This is a genomic window from Deinococcus aerophilus (genome assembly GCF_014647075.1).
Taxonomy (GTDB): Bacteria; Deinococcota; Deinococci; order Deinococcales; family Deinococcaceae; genus Deinococcus; species Deinococcus aerophilus.
The window spans coordinates 12,894-29,475 of record NZ_BMOM01000003.1 but is presented as its reverse complement, the minus strand read 5'-3'; the positions used below and the strand labels follow the sequence as shown (position 1 = coordinate 29,475).

The window sequence follows — 16,582 nt, the reverse complement described above, 5'->3', positions numbered from 1 at the left end:
GAAGCATTAAAGCTGGCCCGCAGAGCGCTCACCGGGCGTCGGTGTGGGCGTCGGTGGGCAGGTATTCGAAACGCGCACCCAGTGTTTCCAGGTGCCGGAAGAACAGCGGATAGCTCTTGCGGATGTGGTGTGCGCCGGTGATGCGGACCGGGGCCTCGGCGCGCAGGCCCAGGACCGTGAGCAGCATGATCATGCGGTGGTCGCCGTGGCCGTCGGCGGTCACGCCTCCGGCGACGCGCCCGGTCCCGGTGATGCTCAGGCTGTCCGGGGTTTCTTCTGCCCCGATGCCCAGCCGCTGCAGTTCGTGCCGGGTGTCGCTGATGCGGTCACATTCCTTGAGCCGCAGGGTCGAGACGTTCTCCCAGGTGGTGGTGCCCTCCGCCACGGCGGCGGCGGCGCTCAGGGCCTGCACGGCGTCGGTGAAGCCGTCCCCGTCGCGCGTGACGGCCCGCAGCGGCCTTCCGCCCCGCACGACCAGCGTGTCGCCCTCGCGCACAAGGTCCGCGCCCATCTCCTGCAGCACGGCCACCGCCTCCCGCTCGCCCTGCAGGTCGTGTTCGCGCAGATTCGAGAGGCGAACCTCGCCGGGAACCAGCGCCGCCGCCGCGAGCACGGCGGCCGAGCCGGGGTAGTCGCCGGGCACCGTGACCCGGCCCGCCCGGTAGGCCTGCGCGCCCGGCACGGTGATGCGGCTCAGGTCGCCGCTCGCGTGATGCGAGATGCCGAAGGCGCTCAGGGTATCCAGGGTCTGGCGCAGCGGCGCGTGGCTCTTGATGGTCCCGGTAAGGTGCAGGTCCAGCCCGCCGGGCAGCAGCGGCGCCAGAAACAGCAGGGCGCTGGCGTACTGGCTGGAGCGCTCGGCGCTGACTTCCACCCGGCCTCCCTGGACCGGCCCGCTGACGCTCAGGGGAAACCGTCCGTCCGCGCTGCTGACCCGGGCCCCCAGGCGCTGCAGGGCGTCGAGCAGGTCGCCCTGAGGCCGCCGGCCCAGCGAATCGGGGTAATCGGTGACGAACAGGGTGTCCCGGGTCAGAGCCGCCACCCCCATCAGAAAACGGGCCACCGCCCCGGCGTTGCCGGGGTTGAGGGTGACGCCCGCGCGCGGCGAGGCGCCGAAGCCCTGGATGATGGCGTCGTCTCCGGACAGCGTGACGCCCGCGCCCCAGTCTTGCAGGCAGCCCAGCATCGCCGCGGCGTCCTCGCTGGTCGCCGCGCCCACCACGCGCGTCTCGCCGCGCGCGAGCGCCGCCGCGAGCAGATAGCGGGTGGTGTAGTTCTTGCTGGGCTGGGCACGCAGCTCGCCGCGCAGCTCCCCGGCAGGGTGGACCAGCACATCAAAACGCTCGGGCAGACCATCGGCACTCATGGCGCTCAGGCTAACGCGGCCCGGTTCCGCCGCCGCCCCGCGGGCAAGACAGCCCCCCCCCGCTGGAGCTGGGCTGGAAGGAGGGCTGTTGTTGAAAGAAGGACTGGGCCGTGCTGGAACCGGAAGGGGGGACTCAGCCTGCGCGGCGTTGCGGGGGCTGGGCCTGGGTCCGAATCTGGGTCTGGTGCTGGGACGCCTGGGCCTGCGCGGTCTGGGCCGAGCGCCGCAGGCGACCCAGCAACGACAGCACCTGACGCTGCTCCTCGGCGAGCAGGGACAGCGCCAGCCGCTCGGGGCAGACCTGAAGCCCGTGGTGGACCCCGGGTCCTGCGCCGACCACGGCGTCGCCGGGATGAGGGCCTCGGAAACCCCATCGCGGGGACGCCTCGTAGGTTCTGGTCATGCCCCCAGGGTAGGCGGCGGCTTGGCACAGCAATCTGACGGACCGGTCAGTTGCGCCGGCCCGCGGCGGAGTACCCCAAAAACCGTGTGTGGACAGCGGCGGGGCGGCCCGCCGGGTCCGGGCGCTATGCTCGTCCGGAAACGGTTTCTGGCCCCGCTCTGTCCCCCCAATTCCCGTGGAGGTGTTCCGCCCATGCCCATCCTGACCGAACTGTCCGCCTGGACTGCCCTGAACGCGCACCACCGCATGATGAAAGACACCCGGCTGGGCGACCTGTTTGCCGCCGACTCCCGCCGGGGTGAACGGCTCAGCGCCGAGGGCGCGGGCCTGTATCTGGACTACAGCAAGAACCGCGTGACCGACGAGACGCTGAGCCTGCTGATGGACCTGGCGCGTGAAACCGGCGTGGAGGAGTGGCGCCGGGCCATGTTTGCCGGCGAGCGCATCAACATCACCGAGCAGCGGGCCGTGCTGCACACCGCCCTGCGTCAGCCCCGGGAAGCGTCGGTGGTGGTGGACGGCCAGGATGTGGTGCCCGAGGTCCACGAGGTCCTGGACCGCATGGCGGTCTTTGCCAGCGCCGTCAGAGGCGGGCAATGGCTGGGCTTCACGGGCAGACCCATCCGCAACATTGTGAACATCGGCATCGGCGGCAGTGATCTGGGTCCGGTGATGGCCTACAAGGCCCTCCGGCACTACGCCCAGCGCGACCTGACGGTCCGGTTCGTGTCCAATGTGGACGGCACCGATCTGGTGGAGAAGACCCTTGACCTGGACCCGGAAGAAACGCTGTTCATTGTGTCAAGCAAGACCTTTACCACCCAGGAGACGATGGCGAACGCGGCCTCGGCCCGCGCGTGGCTGCTGTCGGGTCTGAAAGACGGCGCGGCGGTGGCGCGGCACTTTGTCGCGGTGTCCACCAATGCCGACGCGGTGCAGAACTTCGGTATTGACCCGGCCAATATGTTCGGCTTCTGGGACTGGGTGGGCGGGCGCTACAGCATGGACAGCGCCATCGGCCTGAGCGTGATGCTCTCCATCGGCCCGGACGGCTTCTCTGAACTGCTCGCAGGCTTTCACGAGATGGACGAGCATTTCCGCACCGCACCGCTGGAAGGCAACCTGCCGGTCCTGATGGCGATGCTGGGGGTGTGGTACAACAACTTTTTCGGCGCCCAGTCCCACGCGGTGCTGCCGTATGACCAGTACCTGCAGTACTTTCCGGCCTACCTGCAGCAGCTGGACATGGAGAGCAACGGCAAGCACGTGACCCTGGGGGGGCAACCGGTGGACTACCAGACCGGTCCGGTGATCTGGGGTCAGCCGGGAACCAACGGCCAGCACGCCTTCTATCAGCTGATCCACCAGGGCACCAAGCTGATTCCCTGCGACTTCATCGGTTTCTGTCAGACCCTCAACCCGCTGCCTACCCCCGGCGGCCCCTCGCACCACGACCTCCTGATGGCCAACGTGTTCGCGCAGACCGAGGCGCTGGCCTTTGGCAAGTCGCTCGACGCCGTGCTTGCCGAGGGCGTGGAGGAGGCGCTGGCCCCTCACCGCGTCTTTGAGGGCAACCGCCCGACCAACACCATCCTCGCCGACCGCCTGACGCCGCGCACGCTGGGCGCGCTGATTGCCCTGTACGAACACAAGGTCTTCGTGCAGGGCGTGGTATGGAACATCAATTCCTTCGATCAGTGGGGGGTCGAACTGGGCAAGGTGCTGGCCGGACGGATCGTGCCGGAGCTGGGGACCGGACCGGAGCCGCAGCTGAAGCATGACAGCAGCACGAACACGCTGATCCGGCGGTACCGAGAAAGGCGGTGATGGCCGGCGGGTGACGGACCCTTTCGGCGTCCGTTCACCCTGGCCGCCCGGTCACCGCCGCAGGGTGCTCAGAATTCCTGCGGCGATCTCCTCCACGCTGGTGCTCGTCGTGTCGCGCACAGGCAGGCCGACGCGCTGGAACAGCCGTTCGGCGCGCCGGACCTCGAACTCGCACTGCTCGGGACTGGCGTAGCGGCTGCCCGCCTTGCGCTGGGTGCGGATGGCGTGTAGCCGGCGCGGATCGATGGTCAGGCCGTACAGCTTGGTGCGGTGCTTTTCCAGCGGCAGCGGCAGGCCGTTGCGGTCAAAGTCGTCCTCGGCCAGCGGATAGTTGCTGGCGCGCACTCCATGCTGCAGGGCCAGGAACAGGCTGGTGGGCGTCTTGCCCACCCGGCTGACCCCCACCAGGATCACGTCGGCCAGCCCGTACTGCTTGTCGCCCACGCCGTCATCGGTCGCCAGGGCAAAATCCAGCGCCTCCATGCGGCCCAGGTAAGCCCCGGAATCGTGCATGTCGTGGTATCCGCCCACCGTGCCGGACGCCTTCTGCCCGAATTCCTGCTCCAGCACGCTGATGCCGGGGGTCAGCAGATCGAAGACCTGCACGGGAGTGGTCTGCAACTCGGCGAGCACGGCAGGCTGGGTGATGGTCGTGAAGAGAATTGGACGCTCACCTGCCTCCATCAATGCCGCGACCTCGCGCGCCACCGCCCGCGCCGCATTCACGTCGGCCGTGAAGGGCCGGCGCAGGTAGCGCAGCGGTTGCTGGGGGAAATGGGCCAGGAGGGCGCGGGCGATGTTCTCGGCGGTGATTCCGGTGTGGTCGCTGACGATCAGCACCGTGCGGGCGGAAGCTCGGGGAGAGGACACACCTTCAGAGTGACATGTCCGCAGCCGCGTCAGGGGCGGGGCCGGTTCTTTGGTGCCGAGCTGGCCCTGTCCCGGCTGCGGAGACAGCACACGGCGGGCCGGACCCGTTAAGCTGGAGGAGACCAGCAGACACAAACCCACCCGCCCCAAGGGGGCAGACCTCCCAGCCCACCGGAGAAAAGACATGGACATGATACGTGCGTTTCAAACACTAAGGATGACCGACGTGGACACCGTGGGGGGCAAGAACGCCTCCATTGGCGAGATGATTCACGGGCTGGGCGAGGCCGGGGTGCGGGTGCCGGGCGGGTTTGCCACCACCGCGGACGCCTTCCGGCTGTTCCTGACTGAGAACCACATCGAGGAAAAGATCAATGACCGCCTCTCGGCCCTGGACGTGAACGATGTGGTGGCCCTGGCCGCCGCCGGCAAGGAGATCCGGGGCTGGGTGGAACAGGCGTCGTTGCCCCAGGCACTGGAAACAGCCCTGCGCGAGGCCTACGCGGCCATGGCCCACGAATCGGGTGGCCTGGACCCCGATGTGGCCGTGCGTTCCAGCGCCACCGCCGAGGACCTGCCCGAGGCCAGTTTTGCCGGGCAGCAGGAAACCTTCTTGAATGTGCGTGGCATCGAGAGCGTCCTGCACCACGTTCGTCTGGTGTTCGCCAGCCTGTACAACGACCGTGCCATCAGTTACCGCGTGCACCACGACTTCGCGCACGCCGAGGTTGCCCTCTCCGCCGGAATTCAGCGCATGGTCCGCACCGACCTGGGCGTGTCGGGGGTGGCCTTTACCCTGGACACCGAGAGCGGCTACCGCGACGCCGTGCTGGTCACTGCCGCGTATGGGCTGGGCGAACTGGTGGTCCAGGGCGCGATCAATCCGGACGAGTTCTTCGTGTACAAGCCCGCGGTGCGCAGCGGAAAGAAGGCCGTGCTGCGCCGCACCCTGGGCAGCAAGGCCCGCAAGATGATCTACGCCGAGGGTGGCGCCGGCGTGGACAGCGTGGACGTCTCCGAGGAGGACGCCCGGCGGTTTTGCCTGTCGGACGAGGACCTGACCGAGCTGGCGCGGCAGTGCATCGCCATCGAGCAGCACTACGACCGCCCGATGGACATCGAGTGGGGCCTGGACGGACGCGACGGCCAGATCTACATTCTGCAGGCCCGCCCGGAAACCGTGCAGAGCCGCGCCGGGCGCACACTGGAGCGCTTCGAGATGAGCGGCGGTGCGGGCGAGGTGCTGGTGGAGGGCCGGGCGGTGGGCAACCGCATCGGCAGCGGCACGGTGCGCGTGGTGCGTGACCCTTCCGAGATGGACGCGGTGCAGGACGGCGACGTGCTGGTGGCCGACATGACCGACCCCGACTGGGAACCGGTGATGAAACGGGCCTCGGCCATCGTGACCAACCGGGGCGGGCGCACCTGCCACGCGGCCATCATCGCCCGCGAACTGGGCATTCCGGCCGTGGTGGGCAGCGGCAACGCCACCCGTGAGCTAAAAAGCGGGCAGGCAGTGACCGTGTCGTGTGCCGAGGGCGACACCGGGTATGTGTACGCGGGCAAGCGCGAGTTCAAGGTTCACCGCATAGAGCTGGACTCGATGCCCGACGTGCCCATGAAGATCATGATGAACGTGGCCTCGCCGGACCGCGCCTTCTCGTTTGCGGCGCTGCCCAACGATGGTGTGGGGCTGGCCCGGGTGGAGTTCGTCTGCTCGAACGTGATCGGCATTCATCCGCGCGCTCTGCTGGACTACCCGGATGTGCCGGAAGACGTCCGGGCCCAGATCGAGGAGCGTATCCGGGGCTACGCCTCGCCACGCGACTTTTTCCGCGAGAAGCTGATGGAAGGCGTGGGCAACATCGCTGCCGCCTTTGCGCCCAAGCCGGTGATCGTGCGCCTGTCGGACTTCAAGAGCAACGAGTACGCGCACCTGATCGGCGGCGCGGCTTACGAGCCAAAAGAAGAGAATCCCATGATCGGGTTCCGGGGGGCGAGCCGCTACCGCAGCGCCGACTTCTCGGCGGCCTTCGCGCTGGAATGTGAGGCCATCAAGGCCGTGCGTGACGACATGGGCCTGACCAACGTGCAGGTCATGATTCCCTTTGTCCGCACGGTGGGCGAGGCGCAGACCATCATCGAAATTCTGGGCCGCAACGGCCTGAAGCGCGGCGAGAACGGCCTGAAGGTCATCATGATGTGCGAGGTGCCCAGCAACGCCATTCTGGCCGAGCAGTTCCTCGAACACTTCGACGGCTTCTCCATCGGCAGCAACGACCTGACCCAGCTGACGCTGGCACTGGACCGGGACTCGGGACTGGTGGCCGACCTGTTCGACGAGCAGGACCCCGCCGTGCTTGCGCTGATGGCGCAGGCCATTGCCGCCGCGAAGAAACAGGGCAAGTACATCGGCATCTGCGGTCAGGGCCCGAGCGACCACCCCGCGCTGGCCCACTGGCTGATGGAGCAGGGCATCGACTCGGTGAGCCTGAACCCGGACAGCGTGCTGACCACCTGGCTGGATTTGGCCGGGAAGGGTGTGGAGGTTTAAGCCACTGTTTGCCGGGGGTATGCCCCGAGACAACCGTGCCTGAGGCGAGGTGGGGCACTCAATCCTGCGGCGCCGGATCGAACAGCCCCGGCTGCCCCACACCCTCGCCGACCCCGCACAGCCCTGCCGCCGTGATGCCGGCGAGGCGCACCCCCCGCTCCGCGAGCAGCTGCGGCGTGAGCAGGTGCGCGGCGGCGCGGGCCAGATCGGGAGCGGCGTGAACGGGCACGGGCAGGGTGACGCGGCGGGTGATCACGGCCCGGTCGCTGAACTTCAGCTTCAGCACGACCACCCGGCCCGCCAGCCCCGCCCGCGAAAGCCGCCGCTCCACTGCTCCGGCCAGGAGGGGCAGCCGCGCTCCCACGGCGTCTACCCCTCTCAGGTCATCGCCATAGGTTTCTTCTGCCCCAATGCTCTTGTGCGGCCTGTCGGCCTCCACCGGCCGGTCGTCCTGTCCGTGGGCAATGCGCCAGAAGTGCCCGCCCAGCTTGCCGAACTGTGCGGTCAGCGCTCCGGGCGAGACGGCGCGCAGATCGGCTCCGGTATGAATGCCCTGTGCGGCCAGCCGGGCGGCGGTGGCCGGGCCGATACCGTGAAAGTCGGACACCGGCAGTGAGGCCAGCAGGGCGTCCACCTGCTGGGGCAGCACCACGGTCAGGCCGTCGGGCTTGTTCATGCCGCTGGCGAGCTTGGCCAGAAACTTGTTGACGCTGACGCCCGCGGTGGCGCTCAGGCCCGTCTCGGCCCGCACCTCCGCGCGGACGTGCTGGGCGATGCGGGTGGCGCTGGGTCCGCCGCGCAGTGGCTCGGTCACGTCCAGGTAGGCCTCGTCCAGCGACAGGGGTTCCACGAGCGCGCTGTAGCGGGCGAACACGGCGCGGATCTGCGTGCTGACCTCGCGGTACGCCTCGAAGCGCGGCGGAACCACCACGAGGTCCGGGCAGCGTTCCAACGCCCGGTACAGCGGCATGGCGCTGCGCACTCCAAACGGCCGCGCCTCGTAGCTCGCGGTCAGCACCACGCTGCGCTTGCCCCCCCACGCCACCGCCAGCGGACGTCCCCGCAGCCGGGGGTCATCACGCTGTTCCACCGACGCATAGAAGGCGTCCATGTCCACATGAATGATTTTCCGGAGCGGCGCCGACACCCCCTGATGTTACGGTCCCGCCAGAAGGCGAAGATGGGATTTTCGGTTCAGGCCCGCGGCCCGGACCTCAATCCAGCTGCAGGTAGATGGCCTTCAGGTACTCCGCTTCGGGAAAGGTCGCGTGGTGGTCGGGGGCGTGGCGGGTGGTCGCCAGCTCCTTCCACTTCCGGCCGCTGGACTGCGCCGCGCCGCGCACGGCGTCCCAGAATTCCTCGGCGCTGACGTGGGCCGAGCATGAGGCGCTGAGCAGTACCCCGCCCCGTGCCAGGCGGGCGATGCCGTCGGCGGCCAGCTTGCCATAGGCCCGGATGGCCCCGGTCCGCTCGGCCTCGCGCCGGGCCAGCGAGGGCGGATCGAGAATCACCAGATCAAAGGTGCGCCGGGTATCCGAGAGCCACCCGAACACATCGGCCTGCACCGTCTCATGCGGCGTGGTCAGGGCCGGATTCAGGGCGAAGTTGCGCGTCGCCCCGGCGAGCGCGTGGGCACTGATGTCCAGACTGACGACCTCTGCGGCCCCGCCACGCGCTGCGTACAGCGAGAACCCGCCGCTGAAGGAGAAGGCATTCAGCACCCGGCGGCCTGAGCTGAGCCGCTCGACCCGCCGCCGGTTCTCGCGCTGGTCCAGAAAAAAGCCGGTTTTCTGGCCGCGCACCACGTCCGCCTCAAAGCGCAGGCCGGATTCCTGGAAGACCACCGGGGCGTCGGGCAACGTGCCCAGCACCACCTGGCCGTCGTGGAGGCCCACCTTTTCCGCTGCCGCCTGGATGTTGCGGCTCAGGCGCAGCACCGCCGGGAACCCTGCAAAACGCTCCGAGAGCAGCCCCAGCATGCGCTGCAGGTGCGGAAACCACGCGGCAGTGTAGATCTTGACCACCAGCACGTCCGCGTAGCGGTCCACCACCAGCCCTCCAAAGCCGTCGGATTCGCCGTTCAGGACCCGGTAGCCGTCGGTCTTCGCCTCGGTGCCGGCAGAGTCGAGCAGCGGCTGCCGCCTGAGCAGGGCCGTGTCCAGCCGCGCCCCCCACCACGCATCGTCGAGCGTGACCGGGGACCCGGCATGCAGCACCCGCATCCTCAGCGGCGAGTGCGGATCATAGAGACCGATGGCCAGGAAGCGGTCGCGGCGGTCATAGATCACGGCGAGTTCTCCGGCCTCGCCGGGGCGGTTCTGTTCGCGCACGCTGGATTCATAGACCCAGGGGTGTCCGGCGCGGACATGGGCCTCTGCCGCCGCCGTGACGCGCAGGCGCAGGCGGGAAGGAGCGGAAGTGGGGGACGGAGCAGGCATCCGGGAAGCGTAGCGCATGCGTGCGCTGGACACCGGAACCTGTGGAAGGCGCGCCCCAAGGTGGCCGGCAGCGCCGGCAGGCGCAACCCGCCCAGGTGCCATTTGAGGCGGGCCCGGGACGGCATACTCGCCCGCATGAGCGCGTCCCCTTCCGCCGCCGAACATCTGGCCGACCTTGCCCAGCACCTGGGGGCAGATGCGGTGGGCTGGGCAGCCGCGCAGGTGCCCGCCGGGGCCGTGGACGAATATGCCCGCTGGCTGGACGCTGGCCGGCACGCGGGCATGGCGTATCTGGAGCGCCAGCTTCCGGTGCGCGCCGACCCGTCGTCCCGGCTGGAGGGCGTGGGCAGTGTGCTTGTGCTGGGCGTTTCGCATGCCTTCGCCGAGCCGCCGGTGCCGGCGGGCGGAATCCGGGTGGGCCGGGTGGCCCGTTACGCCTGGACCCCCGACTACCACGACCAGCTGCAGCCGGTGCTGACCCGCCTGGAAACCGAGGCGGCGGCGCTGGGGGTGCGGGCACGCGGGTACGTGGACCACGGTCCGGTGATGGAACGGCTGTTCGCCTCGGGCGCGTTTCTGGGCTGGCGGGGCAAGTCGGGCATGCTGGTCAGCACCCGGCTGGGCGCCTTTGTCACGCTGGCGGTGCTGCTCACCGACCTGCCCTCCGGGGGTTCCGGCGAGGCGCATCCGGACCGCTGCGGACGCTGCTTTCGTTGTGTCGCGGCGTGTCCCACCGGGGCCATTGGCGATGACCGGGCCATCGACGCGCGGCGCTGCGTCTCCTACCTGACCATCGAACACCGTGGCCCCGTCCCCCATGACCTGCGATCCGGGGTGGGGGAGTGGCTGTTCGGCTGCGACGTGTGCAGCGAGGTCTGCCCGTGGTCGCAGAAGGCGGGGCCGCTGGCCGGGTTGCTGCGGCCCGATCCCGAACTCGCCCACCCGGACCTCAGCGCCTTTTTTGGAACCGGCGAGCGTGAATTCAACCGCCGGTTTGCCGGCAGCGCGTTTCTGCGTCCGCGCCGCAAGGGTATGGCCCGCAATGCCCTGACGGTGCTTGGCAATACCCGGTCGCCGCAGGGCTGGCCGCTGCTGTTGGCGGGAGCCCAGGACCCCGCCTCTGAGGTGCGCCAGACGGCAGCCTGGGCGCTGCAGCAGTGGGGTGAGACACGGCGGCTCCGGGCGCTGCTGGATGATCCGGACGGGGAGGTCCGCACAGAGGTGGCCCGGTTGATCGAGGGAGCGTCCGTTCGAGCCTGAGTTCAGAAGGGGGCCTTTTTGCCGCATGGGGGCCGGTGTCGAAAGGTCCTCTCAAGAACACCATCAGCAATGTCAGATACCGAACACTCTTCCCCTCTACCATGGGTGGTGTGCGCGTTCCCTCTCTTCTGTTTGTGATCACTGTGGGTCTGCTGGGTGCGGCGGCCCTTGCCCAGACCACGCCGCCGGCCTCCTCGCCTTCTGGTCCCGCTTCCGCCAGCGTCCGCCCGCCCGTGCTCACCCCGGTCGTGGTGGCCCGCCATCCGCATGACCGCGCCGCCTTTACTGAGGGGTTGCAGTATCTGGGAGACGGCACATATATAGAGAGCACCGGTCTGGTGGGCGAATCCGGGGTGCGGCGGGTGGAGCTCAAGACCGGCAAGGTGGTGGACCGGGTCGCCACACCGCTGGCGACGGCCTTTGGCGAGGGTGTCGCGGTGCTGGGCGGCGTGGCCTACCACCTGACGTGGCAGGAGGGCGTGGCCTTTGCCTTCGACGCCACGACCCTGAACGAGGTGGGACGCTACCGCTACAGCGGAGAGGGCTGGGGGTTGACCACCGATGGCAAGCAGCTGATCATGAGCAACGGCAGCTCCACGCTGGTGTGGCGTGATCCCAAGACCTTTGCAGTGAAACGCAGCGTAACCGTGACCGACATGGGTCAGCCGGTCAAGAACCTCAACGAGCTGGAATATGTGCAGGGCAGCGTCTACGCCAACATCTGGCTGACCGACCGGCTGGCGCGCATCGATCCCCAAAGCGGCAAGGTGACCGCGTGGCTGGACCTCTCGGCCCTGACCCGTGAAGCCAGCGCCAACGCTGCCCGCGCCGGCAAGCCGCTGACCTTCGATGACATTCCCAACGGAGTGGCCTACGTTCCCGAACGCGGCACGCTGCTGCTGACGGGCAAACGCTGGGGTACGGTCTTCGAGGTGAAGGTGCCGGGCCTGGGCACCGTGAACGGGCGCGGCAATCCGCGCCGGTAGATTTCGGCGTTTAGCTGGGCAGCCGCGCCTGGACCGCCCCCCAGATTCGGGCGGCCAGTTCAGCCTCGGGCCGGGTGGCGTCCAGGGTTAAAAAGCGCTGGGGTTCCTGTGCGGCGAGGGTCAGGAATCCCTGGCGCAGCCGCTGATGAAACTCCAGGTCGGCGCGTTCCAGGCGGTCGGGCTGGCCGCGCCGCGCCGCCCGTTGCAGGCCCACGGCCGGGTCCAGGTCCAGCAGCACGGTGAGGTTGGGGGTCAGCCCCCCGGTCGCCGCCTGCGTGATCTGACGCAGCAGCCCGGCGTCCAGGCCGCGCCCGAAGCCCTGATAGGCCATGCTGGAATCGGCGTAGCGGTCGCAGACCACCACGTCTCCGCGCCGCAGCGCTGGCCGGATCAGGTTGCCCACGAGCTGCGCGCGGCTGGCGCTGTACAGCAGGAACTCGGGCAATGAATCTATGGTCAGCGCCGGGTCAAGCAGAACCTCGCGCACCCGCATTCCCAGCGGCGTGCCTCCCGGCTCGCGCGTCAGCACATGCGGGATTCCCGCGTGCCCGAGCTGAGCGCCCAGACGGCCGATCTGGGTGCTCTTGCCCGCTCCTTCCGGTCCCTCGAAGGAGATGAACAGGCCGCTGCCGCTCATGGGCGGTACGCCGCAGGCGGCTTCACAGGCCTGTGGGGTGGTGCAGGAACTGCCACGGCAAGCCGAATTCCTCCTCGATGCGGGCGGCCAGGGCGCGGACCCCGAAGACCTCTGTTTCATAGTGCCCGGCGAAAACCACGTTCACGCCGTACTCGAAGGACTCATGGAAGTGCTTGTGTTCGGGTTCGCCGGTGAGCAGGGTGTCCAGACCCGCCGCCGCCGCCTCGGCCACCGCGCCCGCGCCGCTGCCGCTGAGGATGCCGACCCGGCGCACGGTGGGCTGGCCGCCGCCGTGGACCAGACAGATCTCGCCGGTCAGCTTCTGGATGCGGTCGGCGAAGTCCTGCAGGCTCTGCTCGAAGGGCAGTTCGCCCGCCAGACCGATCTTGTGGCCCTGCCAGTCTCCGAAGGGCTGTGCGTTTTCCAGAGACAGCGCGCGGGCGATCATGGCGTTGTTGCCGACCTCCGGGTGGGCGTCCAGCGGAATATGGGCGGCGTACAGGTTGAGGTCTGCCGACAGTGCGGTCTGCAACCGGGTGCGGTGTGGCCCGGTCACGGCCAGCGCATCGCCCCAGAACAGGCCGTGATGCACGAGCAGCAGGTCTGCGCCGCTGTCGGCCGCGTGCTGCAGCGTCTTGACGCTGGTGTCCACGCTGGCGGCCACCCGCGTGACGGTGGACGTTCCCTCGATCTGCAGGCCGTTCAGGCTGGGGTCGGGATAGGCATTGATCTTGAGGTAGTCATTGAGCCAGCGGACGAGGTCGTCGCGCCTCACTTCGCCGGTTCGGTGGGGGGAAACGTCAGTCATGGGGGGCATTGTAGAGGCCCGCGCCAGACCAGTCGGTCTCCGGGGTCACCGGGTCAGACGGACGCGGGGGTGCGGACCGTCGCATCTTCGGGCTGTTTGATGCTCAGGACGCGGCTCGCCCCACTGGTATCGGTGGTGACCCCCCACAGTGCGCTCGCGACCTCCATGGTCGCCTTCTGGTGCGTGACCAGCAGAAACTGCGCGCCGCGGGCGCTGAAGCGTTCCAGAAAGGCGGTGAAGCGGCGGATGTTGGCCTCGTCCAGCGGAGCGTCTACCTCGTCCAGCACGGCGAGGGGCAGGCCGCCCCCACCCTGCCCCTCGCCGCCGGCATGGTTCAGCGCAAACAGAAATCCCAGCCCCGCCATGGTGCGTTCGCCGGCGCTCAGCAGGGTAAGGCTGCGGGTGCGTTTGCCGCGCGGTTGCACGGCCAGGCGCAGGCCATTCAGGCGGCCCGCCGCGTCGGTTTCGGGTTCCAGCTCTCCCACCCCGCCCAGCAGTTCGGCGCTGTACTCGCGGAAGGCGGCGTTCACCCGGGCAAAGGCGGCGCGGGTGGCGGCTCCCTCGGCCTCCTCCAACTCGGCGAGGTGGACGCGCAGTTCGGCGGCAGCGGCCCCGGCGTCGTGGACCTCGGCGCGCTGGGTATGCAGGATTTCCAGCTCGGCGGCGTGGTCGGCCTCGGCGCGGGCATTGACGGTCCCCAGCGCCTCCAGTTCGGTGCGTGCCCGGCCCAGTTCCGCCGTCCATTCACGGGGCGTGCCGGGGGGCGTGCAGCCGTCGGGCAGCGTTTCCAGACTGCCCTCCCGCCGTGCGGTCAGCAGCCGCAGGTCGTCCAGCCGGGTGCGGGTTTTGTTCTGCTCGCCAATCAGGGTGGTATAGACCCGGGTGGCGGCCTCACGCGCGGCCTCGGCGCGGGCAAATTCGCCCTCGTCCAGCGTGTCCAGCGCGGCCTCGCGGCGGGCAAGTTCGGTGGCGGCCGCCCGCAGGTGGGTTTCCTGGCTGGCGGCGGCGGTGGTGCTGGCCTCCAGCCGGGCCTGCAGGTCCCCGGCGCGACTCTGCGCCGCGCTGTAGGTCCGCCACGCTGCGGCCACCTCGCGGGCCAGGGCCAGCGTCTCGGCGGCCTCACGCTCGGCGCTGCGGCCGGCTTCAGCCTGCCGGCGGGCCGCCAGCAGCTCGGCTTCCAGCGCCTCCAGGTCGGTCACGGTCGGCGCATGTCCGGCGGTGGGTTCGGGGGGCGCAGAACCGCCCGCCGGTTCCAGCCGCGCCCTCAGACGATCGCGGTGGGCGCTCAGACTGCGGGCCTGCGCTTCCAGCTCGGTGACGCGGCGTTCGGCCTCACGTTCCTCGCGCACCGCACGTTCGCGGGCGGCGAGCAGCTGGTCATGATTCCCGGCACCGTCGGACAGCGTGGTCCGGACGCGCTCCAGCTCGGCCATCAGGCGCCGTCCCAGCAGGTCGGCCTCCTCCAGCTCGGCGTCCAGCTCCTGAAAACGGCGCTGGTCCCCAAGAATGCCCGCGCCGCTGTCGCGCATGCGCCCCCCGGTGATGGCTCCGCCGGGTTCGACGAGTTCGCCGTCCACGGTAACCAGGCGCGGGCGGCTGGCGTGGGCGCGGGCAATGCGGTTGGCCGCGCGCAGGTCCTGCACGACCAGCGTGTCGGCCAGCAATGCCTCCCCGACCAGCGGTGGATCGCTGGGGCACAGGTCGGCGAGATTGCCGATCACCCCGGGCTCACGCAGCAGGGAACCGTCGCGGCGCATGCGGGGGCGCAGCAGGTCCAGCGGCAGGAACGTGGCCCGCCCGCCCGCCCGTTTCAGCTCCTCGATCAGCTCGCGGGCGTCCTCGGCGCGGCCCACCACCACCTGTTCCAGCCGCCGCCCCAGCGCGGCCCCGATGGCCGTCTCGTAGTCGGCGGGCACCGTGAGCAGGTCGGCCACCGAGCCCACGATGCCGGGGTGTTCCAGCCGCAGCGCATTGCGCGCGCCCTCACCGTAGCGGGCGTAGCTGTTCAGGGCGGTTTCCAGGCGTTCGCGCTCGCGCCTCAGGGGGGCCACGCTGGCATTCACGCGGGCCAGCTCGCCCGAGAGGTGGCGTTCGTGTTCCACGGCGGCCCCGCGTTGATTGGCCAGGGCGGTGTACTGCGTTTCGGCGTGCTCGCGGGCGTGGCGCGACAGGGCAAGGCGCTCGGCCGCGGCCTGCAGCCCCTCCTCGGCCACGTCCAGATTGCCCTGAGCGCGGTCCAGTTCGGCACGCAGGGTCTCGCGGCTGGCGTCGGCGCGGGCCAGCCCCTCGGCGGCGCGGGCGGCGGCGGCGCGCGCCCGGGTCAGCTCGGCGTCCAGTGTTCGGGCGAGGCGTTCGGCGGCCTCGGCGTCGGTGCGCAGGCCCGTGGAGGCGGCCTCCAGCGCCCCGAGATCCGGCGCGGGCTGGCTGGGCGGCTGGGTGGGCAGTCCGGCCAGCTCGCGCTGTAATCCGGCGGCCTCGGCCTGCAGGTGTTCGGCGTAGCGCTGGGCCTGGGTGTGGGCGTCGCGGGCGGCGCGCAGCGCGTCCAGGGCCCCCGCGTGGGCGTCGCGGCGGGCGCGGGCGGCGGCGGCGGCCTCACGGGCGGTGTCCACGGCGGCGGCGGCGGCCTGCACCTGCGCGGCCAGGGCGGCGCTCCGGGCTTCCAGGGTCTGCGCCTCGGCCCGCGCTCCGGCAATCTCCCGCTGCAACGCGGCCTGACGCTCGCGCCTCAGCGCATCTTCCAGCGTCAGGGCGCGCAGACTCAGCCCGCGCCAGCGCCGGGCCGCGTGGGCGGCACGTTCCAGGCGTTCGGCGGCGGCCTCGCGCTCGTGCAGCAGCAGCAGCGCGCGTTCCAGGTGGCTGTCGGCCTCCTTCAGGCGGCCCTCGGTTTCCTGGCGCGCTCCCACGGCGCGGGACAGCCCGGCCGCCTCCTGCACGTAGCCCAGCAGGGTGCGCCCCTCCGCGCCCACCACGCCGCTGACCTCGCCCTGCCCGATCACCGCCAGCCCGCCGGGACCCAGGCCGGTACCGCGCAGCGCCGCCTGCACGTCGCGGGCGCGGGCCGGGCGACCGCCGAGGTCCTGTTCTCCCGTGCCGTCGCGGTAGATCCGGCGGGCCAGGTTGACCCGGCCTCCGGGCGTCTGCAGTTCCAGCTGCACCTCGGCCAGTCCCAGCGGGGCCTTGCCGCCGCTGCCGTGAAAGATCAGCTCGGAGGCCCGTCCAGCCCGCAATTCACGCGCCCGCGCTCCGTGGGTGGCCCAGCGAATCGCCTCGACCACATTGCTCTTGCCGCTGCCGTTGGGGCCAATCACGGCGCTGACGCCGGGGCCGAACTCCAGACGGGTCCGCTCGGCAAAACTTTTAAAGCCCTGAAGGGTGATGCTGCGCAGCATGGAATGGGGGTGGCCAGCTCAGGGTGAGGTGGCGGCGCTCCTGT

Annotated in this window: 12 protein-coding genes; 4 read left to right on the top strand and 8 right to left on the bottom strand. The window is 70.0% G+C overall.

Features of this window, described 5'->3' with window-relative positions:
- Positions 1-28: 28 nt before the first annotated feature.
- On the bottom strand, positions 29-1,366 hold the full coding sequence (aroA, locus tag IEY21_RS02620; RefSeq protein WP_188901083.1) for a 3-phosphoshikimate 1-carboxyvinyltransferase: 1,338 nt from the start codon (positions 1,364-1,366) through the stop codon (positions 29-31).
- A 133-nt stretch (positions 1,367-1,499) separates the two neighbouring features.
- Entirely contained in the window at positions 1,500-1,769 is a 270-nt protein-coding gene (locus IEY21_RS02615; protein ID WP_188901081.1) for a hypothetical protein, read from the bottom strand.
- Between the two features lie 192 nt (positions 1,770-1,961).
- On the opposite strand from IEY21_RS02615, the gene pgi reads away from it, so the two are divergent.
- Positions 1,962-3,596, top strand: coding sequence for a glucose-6-phosphate isomerase (gene pgi, locus IEY21_RS02610; protein ID WP_188901078.1), 1,635 nt, complete (start codon positions 1,962-1,964; stop codon positions 3,594-3,596).
- A 51-nt stretch (positions 3,597-3,647) separates the two neighbouring features.
- Here the strand turns inward: pgi and IEY21_RS02605 are convergent, their stop codons facing one another.
- Positions 3,648-4,466 carry a pyruvate, water dikinase regulatory protein gene (locus IEY21_RS02605; protein ID WP_188901076.1) on the bottom strand — a complete coding sequence of 273 codons (819 nt, stop codon included), beginning with the start codon at positions 4,464-4,466 and terminating at the stop codon, positions 3,648-3,650.
- A gap of 184 nt (positions 4,467-4,650) precedes the next feature.
- On the opposite strand from IEY21_RS02605, the gene ppsA reads away from it, so the two are divergent.
- Positions 4,651-7,020, top strand: coding sequence for a phosphoenolpyruvate synthase (gene ppsA, locus IEY21_RS02600; RefSeq protein WP_188901074.1), 2,370 nt, complete (start codon positions 4,651-4,653; stop codon positions 7,018-7,020).
- Between the two features lie 58 nt (positions 7,021-7,078).
- Here ppsA and dinB read toward each other — a convergent pair whose 3' ends face one another.
- Entirely contained in the window at positions 7,079-8,167 is a 1,089-nt protein-coding gene (gene dinB, locus IEY21_RS02595; RefSeq protein WP_188901072.1) for a DNA polymerase IV, read from the bottom strand.
- A gap of 67 nt (positions 8,168-8,234) precedes the next feature.
- Positions 8,235-9,458 (bottom strand): 23S rRNA (cytosine(2499)-C(5))-methyltransferase, encoded by a 1,224-nt coding sequence (locus IEY21_RS02590; protein WP_188901070.1) that lies wholly within the window; start codon positions 9,456-9,458, stop codon positions 8,235-8,237.
- A gap of 135 nt (positions 9,459-9,593) precedes the next feature.
- Here IEY21_RS02590 and queG point away from each other — a divergent pair, with 135 nt between their 5' ends.
- The gene (gene queG, locus IEY21_RS02585; RefSeq protein ID WP_188901068.1) at positions 9,594-10,718 is read left to right on the top strand and encodes a tRNA epoxyqueuosine(34) reductase QueG; all 1,125 of its coding nucleotides are present in this window, start codon (positions 9,594-9,596) and stop codon (positions 10,716-10,718) included.
- A gap of 110 nt (positions 10,719-10,828) precedes the next feature.
- Complete coding sequence (locus tag IEY21_RS02580; RefSeq protein WP_268237768.1) at positions 10,829-11,704, top strand: glutaminyl-peptide cyclotransferase; 876 nt, start codon at positions 10,829-10,831, stop codon at positions 11,702-11,704.
- 10 nt (positions 11,705-11,714) lie between these two features.
- Here IEY21_RS02580 and tmk read toward each other — a convergent pair whose 3' ends face one another.
- The 3 genes from tmk to IEY21_RS02565 are packed head-to-tail and all read right to left on the bottom strand — an operon-like array spanning position 11,715 to position 16,538.
- Entirely contained in the window at positions 11,715-12,341 is a 627-nt protein-coding gene (gene tmk / locus IEY21_RS02575) for a dTMP kinase (RefSeq protein WP_188901064.1), read from the bottom strand.
- 22 nt (positions 12,342-12,363) lie between these two features.
- Complete coding sequence (locus IEY21_RS02570; RefSeq protein ID WP_373290469.1) at positions 12,364-13,149, bottom strand: Nif3-like dinuclear metal center hexameric protein; 786 nt, start codon at positions 13,147-13,149, stop codon at positions 12,364-12,366.
- Positions 13,150-13,202: 53 nt separating this feature from the next.
- Positions 13,203-16,538 carry an SMC hinge domain-related protein gene (locus IEY21_RS02565; protein ID WP_188901060.1) on the bottom strand — a complete coding sequence of 1,112 codons (3,336 nt, stop codon included), beginning with the start codon at positions 16,536-16,538 and terminating at the stop codon, positions 13,203-13,205.
- Positions 16,539-16,582 lie beyond the last annotated feature (44 nt).

Excerpts from the sequence above, each read along its gene's own strand:
- IEY21_RS02570 (WP_373290469.1), bottom strand. The coding sequence starts at position 13,149 with ATGACTGACGTTTCCCCCCACCGAACCGGCGAAGTGAGGCGCGACGAC.
- IEY21_RS02590 (WP_188901070.1), bottom strand. The coding sequence starts at position 9,458 with ATGCCTGCTCCGTCCCCCACTTCCGCTCCTTCCCGCCTGCGCCTGCGC.
- IEY21_RS02565 (WP_188901060.1), bottom strand. The coding sequence starts at position 16,538 with ATGCTGCGCAGCATCACCCTTCAGGGCTTTAAAAGTTTTGCCGAGCGG.
- tmk (WP_188901064.1), bottom strand. The coding sequence starts at position 12,341 with ATGAGCGGCAGCGGCCTGTTCATCTCCTTCGAGGGACCGGAAGGAGCG.
- aroA (WP_188901083.1), bottom strand. The coding sequence starts at position 1,366 with ATGAGTGCCGATGGTCTGCCCGAGCGTTTTGATGTGCTGGTCCACCCT.
- pgi (WP_188901078.1), top strand. The coding sequence starts at position 1,962 with ATGCCCATCCTGACCGAACTGTCCGCCTGGACTGCCCTGAACGCGCAC.
- queG (WP_188901068.1), top strand. The coding sequence starts at position 9,594 with ATGAGCGCGTCCCCTTCCGCCGCCGAACATCTGGCCGACCTTGCCCAG.
- IEY21_RS02615 (WP_188901081.1), bottom strand. The coding sequence starts at position 1,769 with ATGACCAGAACCTACGAGGCGTCCCCGCGATGGGGTTTCCGAGGCCCT.
- ppsA (WP_188901074.1), top strand. The coding sequence starts at position 4,651 with ATGGACATGATACGTGCGTTTCAAACACTAAGGATGACCGACGTGGAC.